General features: G+C 59.9%; 2 protein-coding genes. Both read right to left on the bottom strand.

Annotated elements, in window-relative coordinates:
- Nucleotides 1–301: 301 nt before the first annotated feature.
- Nucleotides 302–1354 carry a ribonucleotide-diphosphate reductase subunit beta gene (locus RMO81_RS04865; RefSeq protein WP_310474633.1) on the bottom strand — a complete coding sequence of 351 codons (1053 nt, stop codon included), beginning with the start codon at nucleotides 1352–1354 and terminating at the stop codon, nucleotides 302–304.
- Between the two features lie 439 nt (nucleotides 1355–1793).
- Nucleotides 1794–3770, bottom strand: a complete 1977-nt coding sequence (locus RMO81_RS04860; RefSeq protein ID WP_310474632.1) for a ribonucleoside-diphosphate reductase subunit alpha — start codon at nucleotides 3768–3770, stop codon at nucleotides 1794–1796.
- Nucleotides 3771–3880 lie beyond the last annotated feature (110 nt).

The raw sequence follows: 3880 nt of genomic DNA, 5'->3' as shown, positions 1-3880 counted from the left end.
TGCGACCCCAGCGCCATCCACATCATCGGCCGAGTCGTGTGGGTAGGACGGAAATTGAGCTGAGCGAAGGCAAGTTCCTTTTTGGGGGAAAGGAAGATAGGGCCTCCGGCGGGCAGGGACGCAGTCCCTGCACCCGTTCGTTTGAAATGGTCTGCGATATCGGAACGAGCGCAAGGTGGAGCGCGCGCCGACACTTGCGAAAAAACGCCCGCCCTGTCCTCAATTGGACAGAGCGGGCGCAAAAGCATGATCAAAAACAAATGGGTGCAGGGACTGCGTCCCTGCCCGCCGGAGGCATCGCTTATTCTGCAGCGACCCCAAGCAATCCACCCTGCGCATCATCCGTGTTCGCCGGCGCAGTTTCGCTGGCGGTTTTGGCGGCCTTGCGGCCGTCGAAGGCGGTCCACACTTCGTTCCAGTCGCCCTTGGTGGCGGCCTTGGAATATTCGGTCGACCGGGCTTCGAAGAAGTTGGCGTGTTCGACACCGTTCAGCAGCGGCGTGAGCCACGGCAGCGGGTGTTCCTCGATCATGTAGATCGGCTGCAGACCGAGTTGTTTCAGGCGCCAATCAGCGATGTAGCGGACGTAACGCTTGATATCCTTGGGGTTCATGCCGGAAACCGGGCCCTGTTCGAACGCCAGATCGATGAACGCGTCTTCCAGGCGCACGGTGCGCTGGCACACGTCGGCGATGTCGTCGCGGATGCGGCTGTTGAGCACGCCGGTTTCAGCACAGAAGGCGTGAAACAGCTTCACGATACCTTCGCAGTGCAGCGATTCATCGCGCACGCTCCACGAAACGATCTGGCCCATGCCCTTCATCTTGTTGAAGCGCGGGAAGTTCATCAGCATGGCGAATGAAGCGAACAGCTGCAGCCCTTCGGTGAAGCCGCCAAACATCGCCAGCGTCTTGGCGATTTCCTCGTTGGTGCCCACGCCGAACGTGCTCATGTAATCATGTTTGTCGCGCATTTCCTTATAGTTGAGAAAGGCGCTGTATTCGCTTTCGGGCATGCCGATCGTATCGAGCAAGTGGCTGTAGGCCGCGATGTGGATCGTTTCCATGTTGGAGAACGAGGTCAGCATCATCTTGACTTCGGTCGGCTTGAACACGCTGCCATATTTGTCGTGGTAGCAATCCTGCACCTCGACATCGGCCTGCGTGAAGAAGCGGAAGATCTGGGTGAGCAGATTGCGCTCGTGATCGGTCAGCTTTTGCGCCCAGTCACGGCAATCCTCGCCCAGCGGCACCTCTTCGGGCATCCAGTGGATCTGTTGCTGACGTTTCCAGAAATCATAAGCCCAAGGATATTCAAATGGCTTGTACGATTTGGATGCCTGAAGCAGCGGCATAGTTAAAATCCTGCGCTAATGATGGATGAAACAACCTGAAAACTAGGCCTTCGACGGACAGGGGCTTGCCCCCTGCACCCGCCCTTCGCAAACGCCCGGACCATCAGTGGGCCGGCCCGGAACGCCTGCGAAGGCGAGGAAAATGTTGCACGGTCGGTGCGCCTTGCACCCGCACCGACCGTGGAACACGAGAACTTCGCCTGCAGCGCCGCAACACCCGAAGGCATCGACAAACACCCGCTGGAGACCATACGCATCCCGCCGAAGGCACGCCCACTCACAACAATGGCCCCGGCTTCAACAGCCTTTTGGCCAACAGTTGGGAGGGGGTCGTGGCCACACGTCGTGGAATGCATCGCCACGACCCCCTCACCGTCCAGCCGGGCAGCATCCCGGCCGGTGGATCGCCCCGCGGTATGGCGGGGCAAGCTCAAACGCTTCACTGACAAGCGAGACACTCGTCATAATCACGCCGCTCGACTTGAATGACAGGGGCCATTGCCGTGTTGTCGGCTTCAACGCCGCCGGCAAACCCAGCCCGCTGTACACTCATCGAACGCAGATAATAAAGCGATTTGATACCCAGTTCCCAGGCCCGGTAGTGGAGCATCAGCAGGTCCCACTTTTCCACGTCGGCCGGAATGAACAGGTTCAGCGATTGCGCCTGATCGATGAACGGCGTGCGATCGGCCGCCAGCTCGATCAGCCAGCGCTGATCGATTTCAAAGGCGGTGCGATAGGTGGCCTTTTCATCCGGCGTCAGGAACTCCAGATGCTGCACGGAACCGCCGCGTTCCAGGATGGAGTTCCACACGGCATCGCTGTTCTTCGCTTTGGAAACAAACAGCTTTTCCAGATAGGGATTCTTCACGACAAAGCTGCCCGACAACGTCTTGTGGGTGTAGACATTGGCTGGAATTGGCTCGACGCAGGCCGAAGTGCCGCCGCAGATGATGGAGATGCTCGCAGTCGGCGCGATGGCCATCTTGCAGCTGAAACGCTCCATCACGCCCATGTCGGCGGCGTCCGGGCACGGGCCACGCTCGACAGCAAGATTCATCGACGCTTGATCAACCTGCGCGCGGATGTGCTTGAAGATCTTCTTGTTCCAGCTTTTGGCCATGGCGCCTTCAAACGGCAGGCCGCGCGCCTGATAGAAGCTGTGCAGACCCATCACGCCCAGGCCCACCGAGCGTTCACGCATCGCGGCATAGGCGGCACGCGCCATCGCCGGTTCGGCACGATCGATATAATCCTGCAGCACGTTATCAAGGAAACGCATGCAATCCTCGATGAACAGCGGTTGGTCGTGCCACTGATCCCACGTCTCGATGTTCAGCGACGACAGGCAGCACACGGCGGTGCGATCATTGCCCAGATGGTCGGTGCCGGTGGGCAGGGTGATTTCCGAACACAGGTTCGATGTCGACACCTTCAGCCCCAGATCGCGCTGGTGCTTGGGCATGGTGCGGTTCACTTCATCGATGAAGATGATGTAGGGCTCGCCGGTGGACAGCCGAGTTTCCACCAGCTTGGTGAACAGCGCGCGGGCATCGACTTCGGCGCGCTTCTCGCCGGTCTTGGGGCTGATCAGATCAAATTTGTTGCCGTCGCGCACGGCTTCCATGAATTTGTCTGTCACCAGCACACCGTGGTGCAGGTTCAGCGCCTTGCGGTTGAAATCGCCCGACGGTTTGCGAATTTCGAGGAATTCCTCGATCTCCGGATGGTTGATGTCGAGATAGACCGCCGCCGACCCGCGGCGCAGCGAGCCCTGGCTGATGGCGAGGGTGAGGCTATCCATCACCCGCACGAACGGAATGATGCCGCTGGTCTTGCCGTTGAGGCCGACCGGCTCGCCGATGCCGCGCACATTGCCCCAATAGGTGCCGATGCCGCCGCCGCGCGATGCCAGCCACACATTCTCGTTCCAGGTGCCAACGATGCCATCCAGGCTGTCGGACACGGAGTTCAAATAGCAGCTGATCGGCAGACCGCGCCCGGTGCCACCGTTGGACAGCACCGGAGTCGCCGGCATGAACCACAGTTGGCTGACATAATCATAGATGCGCTGGGCGTGTTCGGCATCGTCGGCATAGGCGGCCGCAACACGGGCAAACAGATCCTGATAGGATTCGCCCGGCAGCAGATAACGATCGTCCAGCGTATCCTTGCCGAAATCGGTCAACAGCGCATCGCGGCTGCGATCAAGCGTGACCGGGAATTTCCACGGCAAAATATCCTTGGAGCCCGGCTTGCTGGCCTTTGCCGCAGCGGCGGCTGCCGAGGCAGCCGCTTCAGCAAGCACGCCGGCCGCAAGGGTCGCCGCCAGAGCGTCGCCACTGCCGGCAGAATCGGTGCCGTGATCGGCAACGGAAGGATCAACCGTTCTCAGGCCAGCACTACTATCAGTCATGCGAAACTCGCTCATTGTCACTTATGCCCCTCAACCATACGAGGGGAACAAACCGGGGTCACGCGCCTTCTTTGCCGCAGCGGCACTTGTCCCCGATATCCACAGGCCGG

Origin of the sequence: Sandarakinorhabdus sp., from assembly GCF_031422795.1 — a bacterium.
Taxonomy (GTDB): Bacteria; Pseudomonadota; Alphaproteobacteria; order Sphingomonadales; family Sphingomonadaceae; genus Sandarakinorhabdus.
The sequence above is the reverse complement of the archived record's forward strand: the minus strand, read 5'-3'. Positions and strand labels throughout refer to the sequence as shown.